This window comes from Streptomyces sp. SID5643, from assembly GCF_009872555.1.
GTDB classification, from domain to species: Bacteria; Actinomycetota; Actinomycetes; order Streptomycetales; family Streptomycetaceae; genus Streptomyces; species Streptomyces iakyrus.
In genome coordinates this window covers 87,986-109,180 of the sequence record NZ_WWIC01000295.1, presented here as the reverse complement: position 1 = coordinate 109,180, position 21,195 = coordinate 87,986, and the positions used below count along the sequence as shown (strand labels likewise).

Here is a 21,195-nt window from a genome sequence, read left to right as displayed (position 1 = left end):
GTGGGCTCGCCGGTGCCGTCGGCCGTCCTCCACCGGCTGCCCCCGCCGTGCGGCGGGGGCAGCCGGTTGCGGCGGTTCGCGGCCCGCTCGGTTCGTCCCTCGCCCGGGAGTCCCCACGCCGTGCTCATGGCCAAGGGCGAGCAGGCCCGCTGAGCAGGCCGGACGACCGCCCGCTCGACCTGATGCGCACGGGCGTCGGCCGGCTGCCCCCTCCGCGCCCCGGTACGTCTTTCCCGCCGCGGGCTCCCACGGCGCGGGGCACGGCGGCGGTGACCGCGCAGCCGACGCGTGGATCATGAAGGTCATCGGCGAACCGGCGACCTGCACCACCTTCGCGGACCTGCTCCAGGCCATCGAGCGCCATGCCTGAGCACGCGCGCACGATCCCCGCACCACTCGGCGCCCTCGACACCCGGCACACCGGCCAACGGTTCGCAGCACACGAGGGTTTCGGGGAGTGAGCACGCCTGCGCCGCGACGTACTGCTGCGCATCCGGGCGACCTGGCCGGGCACCGGCCTGAGGACCGCACCGCGTCCGAGGCCGGGCGCCTTTTGAACTTTGAGCTCTCTCCGGTTGGCGTCAGGGCGGAGCTGCGATGAGTCGGCCGGGGACCACAGCCGAGGCCCGCGGGGTTATCCCCCTTGCGGGTCTCGGACGGCTGACCAGGCCGGGATGGGCACTGAGCGGGCCACCCCGACCTGACCTCACCGGACGTACCTGGCGGGCTTGGTGGCTGCGTTGAGCAGGTACTCCAGGGAGCCGCGGCGGAAGAAGCGGGACCCGATCGCGGCGAAGACGATCGCACCCAGGATGTACGTGAGCACGGGTATCCAGGACTTCGTGGTGCCGGCGCCGGAAGCGGGCCACGCGGACTGTGCGAGGAAGTGGCCGACGTAGGCGGTCAGGGACATGGTGCCCACGGCGATGACCGGTTTCGCCAGGCGGCGCAGTCGCGGCAGGCTGTCGATGGCCACCGTCGCGCCCACGATCACGAGGATCGCGACACCCAGGCAGCCGAGGGTGTCGAGGGTGGTGCCGGTGTGCGACACAGCACCCAGCAGGTCCGAGGCCGACTGCACGGGCCCGCCGGACCCGCCCATGGACCCTGCCCCGGACCCGCTGCCCATGGCCCCCGATCCGGAGCCGCTGGACGGCCCTCCGCCTCCCCTGAAGCTCAGCACCGCGCTCGTGCCACCCAGCAGCGTGGCCCGGGCCGTCGACACGGGCCTCGTCGTACTCGCCGCGCTCGACGCCTGGATCAACCTCCACGACGAGGCGACACCCCTCTTGTGGGCCGTCGTCGCCCTCGGCTGCGCCGGCCTGATCCTGCGCAGGCGCTTTCCGATGACCGTCTACCTGCTGACACTGCCCATGACCCTGCTCATGGACGCGGCAGTCGCGCCGATCGCCGCCCTGTACACACTGGCCACGCGCACCCGTAACCGCCCGCTGCTGGCCGGGTGCGTCCTGCTGAACGCGACGGCGGGCACCCTCGCCTGGCCCCTGGTCGACCCGTTCTCCGGCGATCGGACCTGGACGCTCATCGACTTCGTCTACACGCTGGCCACGGCCTTCGCTCCGATCCTGTGCGGCCAGCTCGTGCAGGCCCGACACGACGTGGCCCGCCAACTCGTCGAGGTCAAAGTGGCCCGCGAACACGAACGCGCCCTGTACGCCCAGAGGGTCCTCGCCCGCGAACGCGCCCAGCTGGCCGGCGAGATGCACGACGTCGTCTCCCACCAGGTCAGCCTCATCGCCGTGCAGGCCGGAGCCCTGCAGGTCGCCGCGAAGGACCCGGACGCCCGCGACGCCGCCCGCACCATCCGCACCCTGAGCGTGAACACCCTCGACGAACTCCGCCACATGGTCACCCTGCTGCGCGCCTCCGGCGGCAAGGACACCGAACTCACCCCACAGCCCACCCTCGCCGACCTCCAGCAACTGATCGCCAACAGCGGCATCGAGACCACCCTGACCGGGGAGCTCCCGCCCGGCATCAGCACTACCGCCCAACGCACCGTCTACCGCACGGTCCAAGAAGCCCTCACCAACGTCCGCAAGCCCGCCCCGGGCGCCCGCGCCGAGGTGCGCCTGTGGCATGACGCGCAGCGGTTCGGCGTCACCACCACCAACACCGCCCCCACTCGCCCGTCCGTCGCCCTGCCCAGCGCCCGGCATGGCCTGATCGGCCTGAGAGAAGGCGCCGAACTGCTCGACGGCATCCTCACCGCCGAACCCACCCCACAGGGCGGATACGAGATCGGACTGCGGGCCTCACCCGGCCCGCCTGAGCCCAGCCCGCCCGACGCGGATCAGCGCTCTCAGCATCCGGGCGGTGGTGTCAGCCGAGGCGCCATCGCTGGTTGCTGCCGCCGTTGCAGTCCCACAGCCCGACCGGTGCGCCGTTGGCGGTGGAGGCACCGGTCACATCCAGGCACAGCCCTGACCGGACGCCGGTGATGGTGCCGTCGGAGTTGAGGTTCCATTGCTGGTTGGTGCCGCCGTTGCAGTCCCAGATCACGACTTTCGCGCCGGCCGTGGTGCCGGCCGCGTCGAGGCACTTCGCACCGCCGTAGACGGTGAGCTGCTTGGCCGAGGTTCTGGTCCAGGACTGGTTCGTCTGGCCGTTGCAGTCCCAGATCTGCGTCTGGGCGCCGTTGGTCTGCGAAAAGCCGGGGACGTCCAGGCACTTGCCCGAACCGGTGGCGCGGACAGGACCTGTGGTGGTGCCGCCGGAACCTCCCGAGCCGTCGAGTCCGAAGAACGCGATGGCCCGGGCCGCCATACCGGTGGAGGGCAGGGCGTGCCCGACACCCTTGAGGCTGATCGCCTCGACCGGTGCCTGCGCGCCGGTGGAGCCGTAGCGGGTGCGGGTCCAGCCGGTCTGCGGGGAGTCGGTGAAGGCCGGGGTCTGGCTCACCCCGAGCACATTGGTCCATTGCTTGATCTCTTCACCGAAGTTCGCGTAGTACAGCGCTTCGTCCTCGGTGCCGTGCCACAGCTGCATCCGCGGCCGGGGGCCGGTGTACCCGGGGTAGGCGGCCCGGACGAGGTCACCCCATGCCTGCGGCGTCTTGGTGATCTGGCCGGTGGCGCAGGCACTGTTCCAGCCGGAGCCGTCGGTGGTGGCGAAACAGCCGAACGGCACGCCCATGAACGCCGCACCCGCCTTGAACAAGTCGGGGTAGGCGCCGAGCATGACATTGGTCGTCATCGCGCCGGACGAGGCACCGGTGACATAGACCCGGTCGGCGTCGGCGTTCATGTTCCGCACGGTGTACCGGACCATCGAGGCGATACTCGTGGGATCACTGCCCCCGTCGTGCTTGAGCGCCTGCGGCGAGGAGACGTCGAAGCACTGCCCGCTGACGTTCGCGTCCGGGTAGACGACGATGAACCCGTACTGGTCGGCAAGGCGGGCGAACTCCGTTCCGGAGTGGAAGGCGGGCCCCGTGCCGGTGCAGTAGTGCACCGCCACCAGCACCGCCGGGCGCGCCGGAGCGCTGTCGGGCACGTAGGTGTACATCCGCAGGTTGCCCGGGTTGCTGCCGAAGTCCGTCACCTCCTTCAGGGAAGCGGCCGACGCGGTGGTGGCCGAGGCACCGGTCAGTACGAGCGCCGCGATCAGCGGCGAGATCCCCATCAGCAGGGCTACCAGCACATCCTTGACGCTTCTCTTCCTGGCCTTCGGGGACATGACGCTGTCCTTTCTGGAAATCCGGCGCGGGTACGGGCGAGGGCGGCCCGGGGATCCTTGTCGAGGCGGAGCCGCGACGGAGGGGGGTCGATGCGCTTCGGGAAGGGGCGTGCGACCGCGCAACGACGGTGGTGTGTGCGGCGCGTGGGCATACACATGGGATTCCCTGAGGCGGACCGGAAAAGAAGGTGAAGCGCTTCGATGCTCGTCAGAGCTCCAGGGCAGTGTCAAGAGATCAGCCTTGATACGTTGAACAGAGCGCTCTGGCCCCTTTGTTGTACCCGGGAGTAATCTTGAATGCGGCCCTTGTGCGCCCTCATGCCTTCCCCTAACCTCGCAGCAGCATCGAAGCGCTTCGACTGTGCATCACGTCGTCGCAGTAATGGGATGACTGCTTTCAGCTCAGCCAATTCCAGTCACGACACCGCAGCCGACGGCCCTGCGCCGGGTGTCCTGGTGTGCCATGAAGGGTTGACGCGATGACGCCGAATGCCGCCCCCGTCTGCTCCGGACCAAGCCGGATAGGCTTCCTCGCTCCCACGGCGTTCGCCACCGCAGCGGTGGCCGCTGAGAAGTCGCTGCTCACCGCCTGGGACAGGTCGGACAGTGGGGCGTGCGAGGGCACCACGTAGGGCAAGGCCGTCGACCAACTGCTCCCGACGCGCATGGGCCGCCATGCGGCACGGCCGGAGTGCAGTACGGGGAGCCCGTCTGACGCGCGACAGCGGCATCGGCGTCGTCCTCACCACCCAGGGCACCTGACGGCCGCACCCGGTCACCCGGTGGGAGACCGCCTTCCTCAGCGGCAACGGCCGACACAGCGCGCTCGCGTTCGGTCAGCCCCGCCGAACAGCAATCACTCGCGGAAGAGAAGGAACTCCATGAAAAAGTCTCGGATCCTGCCCCTGGTCACGCTTGTCTCCGCCGTGTTCGGGCTGGCGGCGGCAGGGGTGACCCCTGCCTCTGCCGCCCCCAACACGCCTTTGCGGGTCATGCCGTTGGGCGACTCGATCACCTGGGGTGTGGGAAGCAGTACGGGCAACGGCTACCGGGCGCCGTTGTGGGACAGACTCGCTGCGGACGGCCACCCGCTGGACTTCGTGGGCACCGGGCGGGCCGGTTCGATGTCCGATCCCGACAACGAGGGTCACTCGGGGTACCGCATCGACCAGATCGCCGCACTCGCCGACGCCTCGCTCACCCGCTACCGGCCCAATGTCGTCACGCTGCACATCGGCACCAACGACCTCCAGGGAGCCTCCGAGGTCAACACCGCCATCGCCCGGCTGAAGTCGCTGGTCAACCAGATCACCGCCGACGTCCCCGACGCAACGGTCCTCGTCGCCTCCCTGGTCGTGTCCACCAGCAGCTCGGAGGAGCGGTTCCGGGGCGCGTACAACCAGGCCACGCGCCAGATCGTCAGCGATGCACAAGCGGCGGGCAAACACGTCGCCCACGTCGACATGAGCAGCCTGACCACGGCCGACCTGGCCGACCCCCTGCACCCCAACGACTCGGGCTACCGGAAGATGGCCGACGCCTTCCACCGCGGCGTCCGGGCCGCGGACAGCGCCGGATGGCTGAAGAACCCCGCCCCCGCCCCCGCACGCGTACAGTCCGGCATCGCCGGCAAGTGCATGGACGTCAAAGGCGCCGCCACAGCCGACGGGACCGCCGTCCAGACGTGGAGCTGTGGCGGCGGTGCCAACCAGCTGTGGTCCGCCTACACCGACGGCACGCTGCGCTCCATGGGCAAGTGCCTCGACGCAGCCGGCTATGGCACCGCGAACGGAACCAAGGTCCAGCTCTGGTCCTGTCACGGCGGCGCCAACCAGGTCTGGCAGCCCTACAACGGCGGCTACCGCAACCCCGCTTCGGGCCGCTGCCTCGACGTTCCGGGCTCCTCCACGGCCGACGCCACACAGCTCCATCTGTGGGACTGCAACGGCGGCTCCAACCAGAAGTGGACCACTCTGACCGCCGGCTGACCCCGCTCCGGGATCTGCGCCCATTCCGGGGTTCGGATCCCGGAAGACCATCGAGAGTTCCAGGATCACGGCAACCCTTTGCGCAGCCTGTGACCACAAGGAAGCGGATCCGGCCAGTTCGGTGGCCGGGATCCGGATTTCCACGTGTACAGCATGCAAGGAGAACGCCTCCCCATGAACCACCCCACGAACGGCGGGCGCCGCGGGCGTCACCGCCGCCGCTGGACCGCCACCGGTCTGGTGCTCGGTGTGCCCGCCGTCCTCGTGCCGTACCTCCTGTTCGCGCAGGAGGACTCGCAGGCCGCGACGGTCGACGGCGATGCCTACTACCGGCTGGTTTCCGTGCGCAGCGGCAAGGTGCTGGACGTCAACGGCTTCTCCACCGCCGACGGCACCCGCATCCAGCAGTGGACCGACGAGAACACCGCCAACCAGCAGTGGAGGCTGCGGCCCACCGGCGACGGCCACTACGAGCTGGTGAACCGCAACAGCGGCAAGGTGCTGGGAATAGTGGGCAACTCCGACGCTCAGGGGGCCGCCGCCGAGCAGCAGACCGACAGCTCCGCCACGTCCCAGGAGTGGCGGATCAGTGAGGGGAGCGGTTCCGACGCCGTCATCCTCACCTCCCGCAGGAGCGGACAGGTCCTGGACGTCTCGGGGGGCTCCAGGGCCCAGGGCGCGGCGGTCGTCCAGAATCCGAGCCGGGGTGGCTCTGGTCAGCAGTGGAAGCTGGTGAAGGCGGACCGGACCCTGGTGTCCGGATCCGCCACCGCGCGGACCACGGCCGCGGCAGGACCGTATGTGTGGAAGAACGCCCAGGTGGTGGGCGGCGGTTACGTCACCGGGCTGGTCTTCAACCAGCGGGAGAAGGGTCTGCTGTACGCGCGCACGGACATGGGCGGCGCCTACCGCTGGGACACCGGTGCCGAGCAGTGGATCCCGCTGACCGACTGGATCGGCGAGAAGGACTGGAACCTGCTGGGCATCGACTCGGTGGCCACCGACCCCGTCGAACCCAAGCGGCTCTACCTCATGGCGGGCACCTACACCAACGAGTGGGCGGGCAACGGCGCGATCCTGCGCTCCACGGACCGGGGCCGCACCTTCAAACGCACCAACCTGCCGTTCAAGGTGGGCGGCAACGAGGACGGCCGCGGGGCGGGTGAACGGCTCGTGGTCGATCCCGCGGACAACCGCAACCTGTTGCTGGGCAGCCGCAAGAACGGTCTGTGGCGCAGCACCGACTTCGGTGTGACATGGCGGCAGGTCTCCTCGTTCCCCGTCAAGGACGGGGCGAGCAGCGGCGCGGGCATCTCCTTCGTGACGTACGGCCCGGCCGGCAGCAAGACGATCTACGTCGGTGTCGGCGACAAGTCCACCTCCCTGTACCGCTCCACCGACGGCGGCAGCAGCTGGCAGGCCGTCTCCGGACAGCCCACCGGCCAGCTGCCCCAGCACGGGGTGCTCTCCGGTGACGGCTCGCTGTACCTGACGTACACCGACAACCTCGGACCCAACGGCGTGACGGCGGGCTCCGTATGGAAGTACACGCCGAACCGCGGGGCGTGGAAGAACATCTCCCCGTCCCAGGGCAACTACGGGTTCTCCGGTCTGGCCGTCGACCCGCGCAAGCCCTCCACGGTCATGGTCACCACCCTCGGCCGCTGGTACCCCGAGGACGAGATCTACCGCAGCACCGACGGCGGCACGACCTGGAAGGCACTGGCCGACAAGTCGAAGCGCAACGCCTCCGCCGCGCCTTACGTCGGCACCCACACCGGGCACTGGATGACCGCCCTGGCCATCGACCCCTTCAACTCCGGTCACGTGCTGTACGGCACCGGCAACGGCATCCTGCGCAGCAAGGACGCCCATGCGTCCGACAGCGGCGGGACCAGTCACTGGAGCATGGGCGCCCGAGGTCTGGAGGAGACCGCGCTGCTGGACGCGATCGCCCCTCCCGGCGGCGCCACCGTCATCACCTCCATGGGCGACCAGGGCGGCTTCCGGCACGACTCCCTGACCAAGGTGCCCTCCGGGCGGCTGAAGAACCCGCTGATGACCAACAGCACCGATATCGACTTCGCCCAGTCCAAGCCCTCGATGATGGTCCGCGTCGGCCGGGGCGGCGCGCAGGACGGCGCCTACTCCACCGACGGCGGCCGCAACTGGAACGGCTTCACGGCAGAGCCGGTGGCCAGTGCCCAGGACGGGCATGTCGCGCTCGCGGCGGACGGCTCCACCATCGTCTGGACCCAGGCGGGCCAGGCCCCGTACCGGTCGACCGACAGGGGGGCGAGCTGGTCGAGGGTCGGCGGCCTGGGCGACGACGCCGTGGTCGTCGCCGACCGCTCCTCGGCCAGGACCTTCTACTCCCTGTCCGGCGGCACGCTCCACGCCAGCACCGACGGTGGCGCGACCTTCACTGCCCGCGCCACGGGCCTGCCCGACGGCCGGCTCACGGCCGCCCCCGGCATCGCCGGTGACCTCTGGATCTCCGGCTACGGCAAGGGGCTGCTGCACTCCACCGACGGCGGCCGCACCTTCACCACGCTCAAGACGGTGGAGTCCGCCTCCGCCCTCGGCTTCGGCAAGGCCAAGCCCGGTTCCCGCTACCAGGCCCTGTACCTGATCGGCACCGTCAAGGGCGTCACCGGAGTCTTCCGCTCCACCGACAAGGGCGCCACCTGGCTCCGCGTCAACGACAAGGCCCACCAGTGGGGCGCCATCGGCGGCGTCGGCGTCATCACCGGCGACCCCGACACCTACGGCCGCGTCTACGTCGGCACCAACGGACGCGGCTTGCAGTACGGCGACCCGTCCTGACCTCGACAACCATCGGGGCCGCAGGCACTGCCGCCTGCGGCCCCGCCAGGACCGACGTTCTTTCGCGGACCTGCCAACCCGGCTCGCGCGGTGACGGGTTACGGGTTACGTCTTACGTGTTCGGGAGCGTGGTCCACTTCTGGTTGTTCTGGCCGTTGCAGGTCCACAGGATGACCGGCGTCCCGTTGGCGGATCCGGCCTCCTTGGCATCGAGGCACAGCCCGGCGCGGACGTTGCGGACCGACCCGTCGGAGCCGACCGTCCACTTCTGGTTGTCCTGGCCGTTGCAGGGCCAGACGACGACCGGCGTGCCGTTGGTGGTGCCCCGGCCGGAGGCGTCCAGGCACTTGTCGCCGTAGACGCGGATCTCGCCTCCGGCCCAGCTGGTCCAGAGCTGGTTGGCGGCGGTGTGGCAGTCCCACAGCAGCGTCTTCGACCCGGCGGCGGTGGCGGCGCCCTCCACGTCCAGGCAGCGGCCGGACCCGCCACCGCGCAGGCGCCCGGTGGTGGAGGCCAGCGGGCTGCCGCCGGTCATCTTGTACACGGCGACACCGTGGGCCGGGACGCTCGCGGAGATCTGCCCGGAGGTGCTCGACGTGCCGCCCGTCCACAGGTCGGTGAGGGTGAACGACCCTCCGGTCAGGCCGACCTGGGCGGCCGTGGCGGTGATGGTCGCGGTGCTGCTGCCCCGGTTGAACAGACCCACGGCGACCGAGCCGTCGGACAGGCGCTTGGCGAACACCTCCGTGTCGCCGTCGTCGCGCACCCGGCGACCGCCCGCGCCCAGCGAGTCCTGGTTCACCGCCAGCAGACGCGGGTTGCGCAGGATCGCGCTCACGTCAGCGGACATGGTGCGGATGTCGTTGCCCGCGATGAGCGGGGAGCCCATCAGCGCCCACAGCGCGAAGTGGGAACGTGACTCGGTCAGTGACAGACCGGGACGGCCGACGACGAGCATGTCGGGATCGTTCCAGTGTCCCGGGCCCGACTGGGCCGCCAGTGGCGCGTTGATGTCCAGGACGTTGCCGACGCCCATGGGGTAGCTGTTGGTGTTGCCGTTCTGCCAGATGTCGAGCAGGTCCTCGGTCGTCCGCCACAGGTCGGCGACCTGTCCCCAGTCGTAGGTGGCGCCGGTGGGGGCGTGGAAGCTGTTGGGGTTGATGCTGTAGACGATCGGACGGCCGGTGGCACGCAGGGCGTTGCGCATGGTCGTGAACTGCGCGACCTGCTCGCTGAGGGTGCCGCTGCCGGAGCACCAGTCGTACTTGAGGTAGTCCACACCCCAGGAGGCGAACGTGGCGGCGTCCTGGGCCTCATGGCCCTTGCTGCCGGTGGAGCCGGGGTAGGTGCCCACCCCCTGGGCGCACGTCTTCTCGTTGGGCGCCTGGTAGATGCCGAACTTCAGGCCCTTGCTGTGGATGTAGTCCCCGAGCGCCTTCATCCCGCTGGGGAACTTGGTCGGGTTGGACCGCAGGTTGCCCGACGCGTCGCGCTGCGGGTCGAACCAGCAGTCGTCGACGACGACGTACTGGTAGCCCGCGGCCTTCATGCCCGAGGACACCATCGCGTCGGCGGCCTGGCGGACCTGCGCCTCGGTGATCCCGCATCCGAAGCTGTTCCAGCTGTTCCAGCCGAGCGGCGGGGTGAGCGCGGGGCTGCCCGGCGCGGCCTGGGCGGTCGTGCCGACGGAGGCCGTGGCGCAGGCGCTCAGCGTCAGTGCGGTGGCCGTGAGAAGCCGCAGCAGTCGTCTGTGCAGGGGAACCATGGGGGGTTTCCTTCCTGGCCCGCACAGCGGTAGCCGCCGTGCGGGCCTGATCGGCGGGTCAGGAGTGTGTGATCACGTGCGCGCGGGTCAGCGTCGCAGGGTGAGGAGACCCGGCCGGTACGGCAGTTTCAGGTAGTCCGTGCCGTCCGATGCGGGGGTCCTGCCCTGGTACAGGAACTGCAGGTTGCAGGGGTCGACGGTCATGGTCTGGTCGGCGTTGATGCGCACCAGGTCGCCGTGGCTGATGTCGTTGGTCCAGGTGGCACCGCTGTTGGCCTTGCCGGCGAAGGGGCTGCTCTCGCTGCCGGCCTGTACCGTCCACGGACCGTTCAGGCCGGCGGCGGTGAAGGAGCGGAAATAGCGGCCGTTCGCACCCATCGCCTCGACGATCATGAGGTACTGGTTCTGGCCCTTGATCTTGTAGACCTCCGGTGCCTCGAACAGCTTCTCCTTCGTGTCGCTCATGACCGTGGTGTACGACGAGCCGAAGCTGGCCGGGAAGTTCCCGATCGGCATGGTCGACTTGTAGATCTTGCCGTTGTCGTCGGCGAAGAACATGTACATGTTCTGGTCGTCGGCGATCATGGTCGGGTCGATCGGGCCGCTTTCGGGCAGGCTGCCGGTGAACAGGGGCTGCGGGGCGGACCAGCCGTTGGGGTTGGTGGGGTCGCTGGACGTGCGGTAGGTGAAGGGCCAGGCCGTCCCCCACCCGTTGGAGGTCAGCACCCAGATGTTCTTGGGCGCGAAGTAGAACAGTTTGGGCGCCACCGCCAGGCCCGGGCTCATCCCGGTCTGGGGGGCCGTCGCCATGTCCGACCAGTTGGTGAAGGGACGGAACGCCATCGTGCCCCACGACGATCCGTCAGAGGTGGTCGCGTAGACCAGCTGCTTGCCGTTGTACGGCACGGTGGTGAAGTCCTTCAGCGCGACCCAGCCGTTCGACGGCTGCGCCAACGCGCCGGTCGACGACCACCGGTACGCCGACGGGAGAGCACACGTGTCGCCCGGCGGTGCGGACAGCCCCGTCCACTTCTGGTTGCTGCCGCCGTGGCAGTTCCAGAGCTGCACCGCCGTGCCGTTGCCCGTGGCGCCGCCGCTGACGTCCAGGCAGAGCCCGGACTCCACACCGACGATCGTGCCGTCGGAGTTCACCCGCCACTGCTGGTTCGCACCGCCGTGGCAGGTCCAGATCTGCACCCGCGTACCGGCCGTGGTGGCATGGCCGGGCACGTCCAGGCACTTGTTGCCGTACACGGTCAGCCGGCTGTCGTCCGTCAGCGTCCACTGCTGGTTGGTCCCGCCCGTGCAGTCCCATATCTGCAGGCTCGTGCCGTCCGTCTGGCCGGCGTTCGGCACATCGAGACACCGGCCGGAACCGGCGCCGCGCAACGCGCCGCTGGTGGCCGCCTGAGCCGGGTTGGCGACGAGTGTCGCCGCCGAAGCGACCAGGGCCGCGAGCACCACGGACAGCTGCCTGGGGCTGAAACCACGTCTGCGCATGGGGGGCCTCATTCCTTGAGTGAGCGGTTCCGGCCGGCCCCGTCGGAGGCTGTCCGGACTCTTGATGCGCTACGACCCGACCGCGGTGTTCGCCGCCGAACGATATTGTTCGTGATTTCGAACGATGGTCGAAGAGTCGCGCAAGGGAGTGGGGAGGGTGATCACAAGCTGCTTGGGGGCGTCAGTTCCGCACGAGGCGCCAGCGGTTGTCGGCGGAGCCGTCGTCCGAGTCCTGGACGGCGAACGCGCCGACGGCGGTGGAGTTGTTCGCGATGGCGAGCAACTTGCCGCTGTGCACATTGCGGATCTTGTAGGACCCGTCTCCCTGGTCGAGCAGCGTCCAACGGTGGTCGGCGGTGCCGTTGTCCGACCATTGCAGGACGGCTGCGTTGTCCGCCGTGGACATGTCCTGGACACCGAGCACCTTGCCGCTGTGGGCGTTGCGGAAGCGGAACCCGTTTCCGTCGGGGATCATGTGCCAGTCGTGGTCGGCGGTGCCCGAGTCGTTCCATTGGAGGGCGCGGCCGCCGTCGGCCGTGGACATGTTCTGAATGCCCAGCACGAGACCGCTGCCCACGTTGGCGAGACGGACGGTGCCGGTACCGCTGGTGTTCCAGTAGACGGTGTAGTTGTGGCCGTGCGCGTCGTGGAACGGGCCCAGGTTGACGGTGGAGCCGTTGGCGCCGGCGGTGAAGGCGAGCGCCGTGCTGCTGGTCCGTGTGATCGAGGACGTGTCCAGCGTCGGGAGAGAGGTGAGCGCCCGGTCGCCGTAGTTGCCGGACAGGACCACCGGGCCGTAGGTGATCGCGGCGACGTTCGCGTTGTCGTTGGCCGCCCGCATGACGACCCGCATGGGCAGGCGGACGGTGACCGTGTCACCGGAGGTCCAGGAGCGGGTCAGGGTGGCGTAGCTGCCGGGCGTGGTGGTGATGTTCTGCGCCGCGCCGTTGACGCTGACGGTGGCCCCGGAGGTCCAGCTCGGGATGCGGATGCGCATCGCCCAGGTTCCGCCGACGTTCCCGCTGACCCGCAGGGTCGTGGTGTCGCTCACGGGATAATTCGTCGTCTGGGTGACGGTGATGCCGCGCTCCGACCAGTTGAGCACCGAGGGCACGAACATGTTCACGATCAGCGTGCTGTCACTGCGGTAGTAGAGGGAGTCCATCAACCTGGTGTGCATCTCCAGGCCCGTGCCCTGGCAGCACCAGAAGGTGCCGTAGTCGGTGCTCCACGTGCCGCCGCCCCACGCCGGGCCCACACCGCGTCGGCCTCCCGGATTGAGCGGGGTGAAGTAGGTGACGTGACCGTGGTCGTCCGCCGGGTTCTGCTGGCCGATCATCTGGTTCAGCCACGCCTGCTCGTAGTAGTCGAACAGCGCGGCCCGGTTCGGGTCCAGCGCGAACAACTCCCGGGTCAGGATGAGCATGTTGAAGGTGTTGCAGCTTTCGCACGTGTCCTTGTTCAGGTAGCCGGCGATGGCGTTCGGGGCGCGGAAGTGCTCCGCCTGGCTGTTGCCGCCGATGGCGTACGTGTGGTTGTTGACGCAGATGTTCCAGGCATGGGTGGCGATGTCCCGGTACCGAGCGGTGCCGGTGGCCTTGAACTCCCGGGCGGCCCCGATCCACTTGGGTACCTGCGTGTTGGCGTGCAGTCCGCTGAGCCGGTCCTGGTTGGCCGCCAGAGGGTCGAACACCGCGGCATGATCGAACCGTTGGGCGACGGTGAGCCACCGCGCGTCACCTGTCTGCTGGTAGAGATCGGCCAGCACGGTGTTCATGCCGCCGAACTCCGTCTGCAGCATGGCCTGCATCTGCTGGCCGCTCAGTCGGCCGGTGCGCCGGTCGACCCATCCCGCCAGGGCGAGCAGCACGTCACGGGCCTGTGTGCTGCCGATGTGGCGCCACACGTCCAGCAGACCGACCAGCGTCTTGTGGATGGTGTAGTACGGCACGTTGCCGTTGTTCAGGGTCCGCTGTTCGAGAGCGGTGAAGTCGGACTCGGGGTAGCCGGACAGATACCCGGCGCCGAAACCGGCGGCACTGTTGTTGGCCTGGCATTTGGCCAACTCCGCAACCATATGGGTTGCCTTCTCCCGGCAGACGGTGTCCCCGGTGACCGCGTAGAGCTGCGCCCACGCCGTGAGGAAGTGCCCTTGGGCGTGGGTGCGGAAGGGGAACGTCGGCGCGTCCCAACCGCCGTTCGCGGGCGCACCGTTGGTGGACAGACGGTGGTTGACGCGGAAGTTGTACAGCAGTCGGTCGACATCGACGAACCGCAGGTAGTTCCGCGTACGGTCCTGGTTGTCCAGCCAGCGGCCGGCGGTGAGCCGGACCTGGCCGAGCGCGAAGGGATGCGCGAGCACCCCGATGTCGGCCCTGGCGGGAGGGACGGCCGCTCGGGCCGGCGATGCGCCGACGAAGGAACCGGTGGCAGAGGCGGCGGCCGTGGCCCCGGCTACTTGCAGGAGACGCCGTCTGCTGACGGAGGAAGACATCTCGCACCCTTCGGTGGGGGAAGGTGACTGCTCGGTCTTCGGTGCGTTCGTTCACAGGTCGGGCGGTCGGGCGGTCGGGCGGTCGGGCGGTCGGGCGGTCGGGCGCGACGCGTCACGTGCGCATCCGTTGGGGTTTCCGTTCGACCAACCCTCTTGCGCGATACATGGGATGGATTAACGGATACGGACGTTGCTCCTGTCTAGCCTTGTGACACGGAAGGCTTGGCTACTTGCGGGTTTCGTCCGGCTCACACCTCTGACGTCGCGTCAAACATGGGAGAACCGGGACGACCGGTCGCGCAAAACCGGCCACGCCTGGGAGGGCCGGCTGAACGCGGGACGTGGTGCACCTTCTGCTCGATGGGTGGGGGTGGATCAGCAACTGCCGGAGGCGGTCGAGGTTCCGGTGCCGATCCGCAGGGTCGCCGGGGCACCGCAGCATCCGCCGCCCTGGCCGTTCTGGGCCGTGTCGGGCTGGTCGTACAGTCCCGCGCCGCCGCACACGCCGGTCTCCGGCAGGGTCAGCTCGACGCGTTCGGCGGCCCCGCGGTCGCCGGCGATGGCGGCACTGATGGAGCGGACCTGCTCGTAGCCGGTCATGGCCAGGAACGTGGGGGCGCGGCCGTAGGACTTCATGCCGACCAGGTAGACGCCCTGCTCCGGGTGGGAGAGCTCGTTCACGCCGTGCGGGTAGACGGTTCCGCAGGAGTGCACGTTCGGGTCGATCAGCGGAGCCAGGGCGGTGGGCGCCTCCAGACGCTCGTCCAGTCCGAGACGGACCTCGGAAAGAAAGGACAGGTCGGGGCGGAAGCCGGTCAGCACGATGACCTCGTCGACCGGGTCCAGCCGGCGGCCGTCCTCGGCGACCAGGACCAGTCGGTCGCCGTCACGCTCCACAGCGTGTGTCCGGAAGCCGGTGACCGCGCTGGCGTAGCCGTCCTCCACGGCGGCCTTGGCGCGCAGGCCCAGGGCTCCGCGCCCGGGCAACTCGTCGGCCTCTCCGCCGCCGAAGGTGTTGGCGCCGATGCCGCGTCGCAGGATCCAGGCCGCGTGCGTGCCCTGCTCCTCCTCGGCCAGGTCGGCGAGGGAGGCCAGCGCGGTGAAGGCCGAGGCGCCGGAGCCGATGACCGCGGTGCGCCTTCCCGCGTGGCGGGCACGGACGGCCGGGTCCTTGAGGTCGGGGACGCGATAGGCGACGCGGTCGGCGGCGGCCCTCTCGCCGAGGGCGGGCAGGCCGTCGGCGCCCATCGGACCCGGGGTGGACCAGGTGCCGGACGCATCGATCACGGCACGGGCGGTCATCCGCTCCTCACGGCCGTCCGGCCCCAGGGCATGGATGGTGAAGGGCTGCTCGTCGCGATCGGCGTCGACGATGCGGTCGCGGCCCGCGCGGGCGACGCCGGTCACTCTGACGCCGTAGCGGACCTGGTCGCCGAGGGCGGCGGCGAGCGGCCGCAGGTACTGCTCGGCCCAGTCGCCGCCGGTCGGGTAGGCGGAGCCGTCGGGGCGCACCCAGCCGGTGGGGGCGAGGAGCTTCTCGGCGGCCGGGTCGGTGACCTCGGCCCAGGGGGAGAACAGCCGCACGTGCGCCCAGCCGCGTACGGCGGTACCCGCAGACGGTCCGGCTTCGAGGATCAGGGGCTCGATACCGCGTTCGACGAGGTGGGCGGCGGCGGCCAGGCCGATCGGACCGGCACCGATGACCACGACGGGCAGTCGGCCGGTGTTGTTCGCGCTCACGAGACTCTCCTCTGTTTCGACATTTGTCGATGACTTGCGCGGCCAGCATCGCATTTGCTTCGATAAGCGTCAACATAGACGCTTATCGAATCAGTGGCTCCTGGTGGCGTGGCGTGACGGAGGCGCCGTTCACCCTTCGACCGCTGGTTCGACGCGTGTCAACATAGATGCATGTCGAATACGAGCGTGCTGCCGCTGACCGAGGCCGAAGGTTCCGAGGCCGTTGCGCCGTGCTGCCCGACGCTCACCGAGCGCCCGTTCACCGCGGAGGAGGCCGAGTCGGCCGCGCGGATGTTCAAGGCGCTCGGCGACCCGGTGCGGCTGCGCCTGTTCTCGGCGGTGGCCTCCCACGCTGCCGGTGAGGCGTGCGTGTGCGACATCTCCGACGTCGGCGTGTCCCAGCCGACCGTGTCCCACCACTTGAAGAAGCTCAAGGAAGCCGGGCTGCTGACCTCCGAGCGGCGCGGCACCTGGGTGTACTACCGAGTGGAGCCCTCGGTGATGGCGGCCATGGGCAAGCTGCTCACCATGGCTCCGGTCACTGCCTGACCGTCCTGCGTCTCGGGACGGGCAGGCCGGACGGTGGCGGATCCGGATGCCTGTTTCCGCGCGGGTCTGCCGGGAGACGTCGGCGTCGGCGGCGCGGGCAGCGACTCCGCACCCCGAGCCACCGCAAGAACCACTGACGAAGGAAGAACCGATGTCGTCCAGCCCGCTCGCCACGCTCGCCTCCGTGCTGTTCGTCTGCGTCCACAACGCCGGGCGCTCGCAGATGGCCGCCGGTTTTCTCTCCCACCTCGCGGGAGACCGGATCGAGGTCCGCTCCGCCGGCTCCGCCCCGGGCGACCAGGTCAACCCCTCAGCGGTCGAGGCCATGAAGGAGGTCGGTGTCGACATCTCCGGCGCCGAGCCGAAGATCCTGACCACCGAGGCCGTCCGGGCGTCGGACTACGTCATCACCATGGGCTGCGGCGACGCCTGCCCCGTCTTCCCGGGCAAGAAGTACCTCGACTGGACCCTGGAGGACCCGGCAGGCAAGGGCGTCGAGGCCGTCCGTCCGATCCGCGACGAGATCAGGACACGCATCGAGGCGCTGATCGCCGAGATCGACGCTGAGCGGGACTGTTCCTGATCGACCACATCGGCCGAGGCGCCGGGATCCCCGCCGGCGGGGTCGACTGAGTGAGGCGACGAGCTCTGACCGGCGTGCGCTGCGGGCTCGTGCAGGTGAGCCGGCTGTGCTCCCGGGCCGCTGCCCGGGCCGGGGGCTCCGTCAGCGCGGGCGGCGGATGCGGATGGGGCCGCGGGCCTCGGTTTCCGTGACGGGGCGGCCGGACTGGGTCACCTCGGCCTTGCCGGACGCCGCCAGGCTCCAGGCCGCTCGGCGGGCCGGTTCCATCAGGGCCCGCCAGCCTTCGTCGGTGCCTTCGTAGGCCTCGCGCGCCGCGTCGGAGGGGCAGATCGAGGACGTGGCCGCACGCCGCTCCAGCAGGTTCACGATGACCTGCTCCAGCCGCTGGGTGAGCTGTCGGTCCGTCTCCGCCACGCCCTCCAGTGTCGCACCCTTCGCCGGGGCGGGCGCCGTTTGCCTCCCCACGGAACTCTCCTGGACAAGACGCCGGCCCGCCCCTGGTTTCGCCAGGAACGGCCCTGGCGGCGTCTGGCGGGTGAGGGCGGTCGCCTGGGAAACGGGGGCAGATCACCGGTGGCGGCGGTTCCAGGCGTACACGGACTGGTTCCACCGCGACCGGTCGGACCTGGCTGCGCCGTGCCGGCGGCTCACGGTGTTCCCGGCGGCGTCGACTCCGCCAGGGCCACCGTCTCGTGGTGGCGCTCGGTGCCTGTCGTGAACTCGCGTGTGTACGTGGCCTCGTCGAGCGCGGCGCGCAGGCGGGCCGCGATGCGCTCCACGTCTCCCCGTTCCGCCGGGGGATGCGGGGCGCCGGCCCGTTCGCGGGTCGCTGCCGCCGTGCCGAGGAGGCGGGTCGCGCGGTACGGGGCGCCTGTCAGGGAGTAGGCGCCTGCCAGGCCTTCCAGGGCCAGGGCGACCGAGCGCGGGTCCTTGGTCGTGGCGGCGGCCGCGAGGCCGTCCCGGTGGTACTCCAACGCCCGTCCGGCGTCGCCACGCTGCTCGGCGATGAACCCCGACTCGCCCAGCACCAGGGCCAGTCCCGGGCCGTCGCCGCGGCGACGGTTCCAGGAGAGCCAGGGCCGCAGCCACTCCTCGGCGGCGTCGAGGCGGCCCTGGCGGCGGGCGCTCAGGGCGAGGCCCAGCGCGGCGAACTGCTCGGCCGGCTGGTTGCCCTGCCCCTCCGCGATCCGCAGGGCGCGTGTGTGCAGGTCGTCGGCCTCGTCGTAGCGCTGGGTGAGCAGGGCGATCCTGCCGAGGCCCGACAGCTTCGTGGACATCTCGGGCCACGCCTCCAGGGCCTCGGCGATGCGCAGGTTCTCCCGGTGCAGCCGGGCGGCGAGGTCGTAGTCGCCGTTGATCTCGGCCAGCCTGCCCAGTAGGTCCGTCGTCCTCAGCCGGCCCCACAGGTCGCCCAGTTCGGCGAAGTGGGCGCGGGCGACCTCGGCGTTGGCGCGCAGCGACTCCAGGTCCCCGCGGGCCAGGGCGAAGCACGCGCGCGTGGTCAGCGCGGCGGCGGTGCCCCACGCGTCGCGCAGGGTGCGCAAGCGCACCAGGACGCGTTCGACCCGCTGCTCGCCCTCGGCCAGCGCCCCCACCGTCCACTGCGCGTGCGCCAGGAACCACTGGGCCCTGGTCAACTCCACGGTGGACTCCCGCGGGTACTCCTCCAAGGCGTCGCACTCCCGGTCGTGCTCGCCGAGCAGCAGCCTGATGCCCGTGTACCAGAACACCGCCTCCGCGCGCTCCTCGGGCGCGGCCTCGCCCGGTGTGTCCAGGGCGGTCGCCAGCGCCCTGCGGGCCTCGCCCAGCCGGCCGCGGACGTACCAATACCAGGTCAGCGAGTTGACCAGACGCAGCGCCTCCTGCGCGGCCCCGGCCCGGTCGGCCTCGGCCAGCGCGCGCTGCACGTTGGCCGCCTCCAGGTCCAGGAACTGGAACCAGCGCGACTGCTCCCGCTCGTGCAGATGCGGCCGGGCGCGCTCGGCGAGGCGGACGCAGTGGCGCAGATGCCGGGCGGCGGTCCGGGCGTGCTCACCGGACTCGGCGAGCTTGTCACGCGCATAGACCGCGACCGACTCCAGCAGCCGGTAGCGCGGGCCCCGCGGCCCTTCGGTGCGGACGGCCAGCGAGCGTTCCACGAGCAGGCTCAGCGCGTCGAGGACGTCGGCGGGGGACACACCGCCGCCGGAGCACACGTCCTCGGCGGCCTCCAGACCGCACCCCTCGCCGAACACCGACAGCCGGCGCAGCACGGTCCGTTCACGGTCGTCGAGCAGGCCCCAGCTCCAGTCGAGTGCGGCCCGCAGTGTCCGGTGGCGTGAAGGGGCGTCGCGGTAGCCGCTGTTGAGCATCCTGAAACGGTCGTCGAGCCGGTCGTGCAGTTCTTTGATGCCCAGCGACCGCACGCGGGTGGCGGCCAGTTCCAGGGCCAGCGGGATGCCGTCGAGCCGCCGGCACACATCGGCGACCAGCGGTGCGGTGGTGGCGTCGAGCACGAACTCCGGGTCCGTCGCCCTGGTCCGGTCGACGAAGAGGCGTACGGCCCCTGCGCTCGTCAGGGCGTCGAGGTCCGGACCGTCCTCCGGCGGCAACGACAGGGGTGCCACCGGATACACCGTCTCGTCACGGGTGCGCAGCGGTTCCTGGCTGGTCGTCAGGATGCGCAGCCAGGGGGCCCGTTGCAGCAGCGGACCGGCCAGTTGTGCGACGGCCTCCACGACGTGCTCGCAGTTGTCCAGCACGAGCAGCAGCCGCCGGCCGGCCAGCGCGTTCGCCAGGCGGTCCGTGGGGCCCTTGGCGTCGTCGTCGGAGCTGCTCTCCCGGATCCCCAGCGTCGCCATGACCTGCTCGGCCAGCGCCTCCGCGCCGGCGAACCGCTCCGGGCCCCCGGCGTCCGCGAGCTCCACCAGCCAGGTGCCGTCCCCGAACGCGCCAGCCAGGCTCTCCGCCGCGGCCTGAGCGAGGCGCGTCTTGCCGACCCCGCCCGGCCCGCTGAGTGTCACCAGGCGGCGCTGTGCGAGCAGGGTCCGGATCGCCCGGACGTCCCGTTCGCGGCCCACCAGGGGCGAGGCCGACCCGGCCGGCCCCGGCCCCGCCCGCACCCCGGTGGCGGACGCCGAGGGCTGCTCCGGCCGGGCCAGCACCGGATCGTGGCGCAGGATGGCCTGCTGCAAGGCTTCCAGGGGCGGCCCGGGAGTCAGACCCAGTTCCTCGTCCAGCCGGCGCCGCAGGTCGTTGAAGCAGTCGAGCGCGTCGGAGGAGCGCCCCGCCTGGTACAGCGCCCACATCAGCGCGCCCCGCAGCCCCTCGCGCAGCGGATGCTGCGCGACCAGTTCCGTCAGCTCGGCCACGAGCAGGTTGTGCTCGCCCAACTCCAGTCGTACGGAGGCGTGTTCCTCCACCGCCGTCAGCCGCTCCTCTTCCAGGCTCACCGCCGTCGGCCGCACGGACGGCTGGTCCGCGAACTCGGCGAAGGCGGGGCCGCGCCACAGCGCCAGCGCCTCGGTGTAGAACGCGGCCCGCGTCGCCGGGTCCGCACCGGACCGGGCTCGGGCGAGCAGTTCACGGAACCGCCCGGCGTCGAGCGCTCCGGCCGGGACGTCCAGGACGTATCCGGGCGGCCGGTGCGCGATCAGTTCGCGGCCGCCGATCTCCGCGTCCTCCAACGCGCGCCGCAACTGGGAGACCTTGGCCTGGAGCGACGCCGTCGGCCGGGCCGTGAACGCCGAGCCGCCCCACAGGTCCTCGATGAGCCGTGCCGCGGGGACGACCTGCCCGTGGTGGGCGAGCAGATCGGCGAGGAGCAGCCGCACCTTGACTTCGGGTACCCGCACGACACGACTCTCGTCCGTGCGCACCTCCAGCGGCCCGAGCACCCCGAACTCCATGATCTCAGCGTAACCGCCCGATGACCGGTGCGACCGGGGACGACGAAGGTCCGGCCACCGCTGCGCGGGGTGTTCCCGCAGCGTTTCCGAAGCCGTCCGAAGCGAATCCGAAGGGGCCTGTACCAGGGTTCTTCGAGGAATGCGGTCGCGGCGGGGAGCGGAGG

General features: G+C 70.5%; 13 protein-coding genes. 5 read left to right on the top strand and 8 right to left on the bottom strand.

Going from position 1 to position 21,195, the window contains the following annotated elements:
• Positions 1–706: 706 nt before the first annotated feature.
• Positions 707–1,102, bottom strand: coding sequence for a DUF418 domain-containing protein (locus tag GTY56_RS32595; RefSeq protein WP_524540167.1), 396 nt, complete (start codon positions 1,100–1,102; stop codon positions 707–709).
• On the opposite strand from GTY56_RS32595, the gene GTY56_RS32590 reads away from it, so the two are divergent.
• The gene (locus GTY56_RS32590; RefSeq protein ID WP_237525133.1) at positions 1,101–2,462 is read left to right on the top strand and encodes a sensor histidine kinase; all 1,362 of its coding nucleotides are present in this window, start codon (positions 1,101–1,103) and stop codon (positions 2,460–2,462) included. The two genes, GTY56_RS32595 and GTY56_RS32590, sit on opposite strands and share 2 nt — an antisense overlap.
• On the opposite strand, the gene GTY56_RS32585 is transcribed toward GTY56_RS32590, so the two are convergent.
• Entirely contained in the window at positions 2,344–3,699 is a 1,356-nt protein-coding gene (locus GTY56_RS32585; protein ID WP_161368871.1) for an extracellular catalytic domain type 1 short-chain-length polyhydroxyalkanoate depolymerase, read from the bottom strand. The genes GTY56_RS32590 and GTY56_RS32585 overlap by 119 nt on opposite strands.
• Before the next feature lie 881 nt (positions 3,700–4,580).
• On the opposite strand from GTY56_RS32585, the gene GTY56_RS32580 reads away from it, so the two are divergent.
• Together GTY56_RS32580 and GTY56_RS32575 are read left to right on the top strand one after the other, a co-directional pair.
• Positions 4,581–5,687, top strand: a complete 1,107-nt coding sequence (locus GTY56_RS32580; protein ID WP_161368870.1) for a ricin-type beta-trefoil lectin domain protein — start codon at positions 4,581–4,583, stop codon at positions 5,685–5,687.
• A 174-nt stretch (positions 5,688–5,861) separates the two neighbouring features.
• A complete protein-coding gene (locus GTY56_RS32575; protein ID WP_161368869.1) occupies positions 5,862–8,513 on the top strand; it encodes an RICIN domain-containing protein in 2,652 nt (883 codons plus the stop codon).
• Positions 8,514–8,625: 112 nt separating this feature from the next.
• Here GTY56_RS32575 and GTY56_RS32570 read toward each other — a convergent pair whose 3' ends face one another.
• The 4 genes from GTY56_RS32570 to GTY56_RS32555 form a co-directional block, all read right to left on the bottom strand.
• Complete coding sequence (locus tag GTY56_RS32570; protein ID WP_161368868.1) at positions 8,626–10,278, bottom strand: glycoside hydrolase family 27 protein; 1,653 nt, start codon at positions 10,276–10,278, stop codon at positions 8,626–8,628.
• An 87-nt stretch (positions 10,279–10,365) separates the two neighbouring features.
• A complete protein-coding gene (locus GTY56_RS32565) occupies positions 10,366–11,778 on the bottom strand; it encodes a non-reducing end alpha-L-arabinofuranosidase family hydrolase (protein ID WP_161368867.1) in 1,413 nt (470 codons plus the stop codon).
• 181 nt (positions 11,779–11,959) lie between these two features.
• Positions 11,960–14,272: a beta-L-arabinofuranosidase domain-containing protein gene (locus tag GTY56_RS32560; RefSeq protein ID WP_161368866.1), complete on the bottom strand. Its 2,313-nt coding sequence runs from the start codon at positions 14,270–14,272 to the stop codon at positions 11,960–11,962.
• Between the two features lie 375 nt (positions 14,273–14,647).
• Positions 14,648–16,012 (bottom strand): NAD(P)-binding domain-containing protein, encoded by a 1,365-nt coding sequence (locus GTY56_RS32555; protein WP_161368865.1) that lies wholly within the window; start codon positions 16,010–16,012, stop codon positions 14,648–14,650.
• Between the two features lie 171 nt (positions 16,013–16,183).
• Here GTY56_RS32555 and GTY56_RS32550 point away from each other — a divergent pair, with 171 nt between their 5' ends.
• Together GTY56_RS32550 and GTY56_RS32545 are read left to right on the top strand one after the other, a co-directional pair.
• The gene (locus GTY56_RS32550; RefSeq protein WP_161368864.1) at positions 16,184–16,561 is read left to right on the top strand and encodes an ArsR/SmtB family transcription factor; all 378 of its coding nucleotides are present in this window, start codon (positions 16,184–16,186) and stop codon (positions 16,559–16,561) included.
• A 151-nt stretch (positions 16,562–16,712) separates the two neighbouring features.
• Entirely contained in the window at positions 16,713–17,144 is a 432-nt protein-coding gene (locus GTY56_RS32545; protein ID WP_161368863.1) for an arsenate reductase ArsC, read from the top strand.
• Between the two features lie 141 nt (positions 17,145–17,285).
• On the opposite strand, the gene GTY56_RS32540 is transcribed toward GTY56_RS32545, so the two are convergent.
• On the bottom strand, positions 17,286–17,558 hold the full coding sequence (locus GTY56_RS32540) for a DUF3253 domain-containing protein (protein ID WP_161368882.1): 273 nt from the start codon (positions 17,556–17,558) through the stop codon (positions 17,286–17,288).
• A gap of 233 nt (positions 17,559–17,791) precedes the next feature.
• On the bottom strand, positions 17,792–21,031 hold the full coding sequence (locus tag GTY56_RS32535; RefSeq protein ID WP_161368862.1) for an AfsR/SARP family transcriptional regulator: 3,240 nt from the start codon (positions 21,029–21,031) through the stop codon (positions 17,792–17,794).
• Positions 21,032–21,195 lie beyond the last annotated feature (164 nt).